The organism is Shewanella litoralis (genome assembly GCF_009828585.1).
Classification (GTDB): domain Bacteria; phylum Pseudomonadota; class Gammaproteobacteria; order Enterobacterales; family Shewanellaceae; genus Shewanella; species Shewanella litoralis.
Window position 1 is genome coordinate 1 of sequence record NZ_WSRZ01000073.1, and the last position, 727, is coordinate 727.

The 727-nt window shown below is 42.0% G+C and carries 1 protein-coding gene; it reads left to right on the top strand.

Annotated features, from left to right (window positions below):
- Positions 1-422 (top strand): IS110 family RNA-guided transposase (locus GQA99_RS20175; protein WP_160057001.1); only part of this gene is annotated, 422 nt, incomplete at its 5' end.
- Between the last annotated feature and the right edge of the window lie 305 nt (positions 423-727).

Consider the following 727-nt stretch of genomic DNA (forward strand, 5'->3'; position numbering starts at 1 on the left):
TAACCGCTTATACAAGAAAGAATCCTATCTGTAAGCGAGTGCAAAGCGTTATAGGTATTGGCCCCATGACAGCGGCAGAAATGTATGCCGCGATAGGCGATGGTAAAATGTTCCATAATGGTCGTCACTTTGCCGCCTGGTGCGGATTAACACAAAGACAAAACTCAAGCGGTGGTAAAACCATGCTGTCTGGTATTACGAAAAAAGGGAATCCTCACTTGAGGTCGTCACTGGTACATGGTGCACGTGCTGTATTGCAATATGTGGACGGTAAAGATGATAAATTAAGCCGCTGGGCCTATGAGCTAAAGTGTAGAAAGCATAGCAATGTCGCATGTGTGGCTCTGGCCAATAAGCTCGCCAGAATAGCCTGGTCGGTCATCGCAAAGGAAGAAGATTACCGACTCGAATATGCAGCATAACAAAGTAATACGATTCACAATCAACTGATTAATTTAAGTAGTAAGTAACACCGAGTAAAACAAACTCACCACAAGTTGCGAAAGATTTTGAAATAATGATAAACAGTCAGACTGTACTACTTTAAAACTGAACTCGTCATGGGCTCTTTAGAAGCCGTCGGAATGATAAAGTTAAAGTAGTTAGCTAATTGCATTAGGGCTGCGGGTATATAAAACACCCGATTTACAAGCCGGATATATGAAGGCAATGAATTTGTTTATTAACGCTTCGAAATCACTTGCAAAACGGGTGGGTCCATATATGA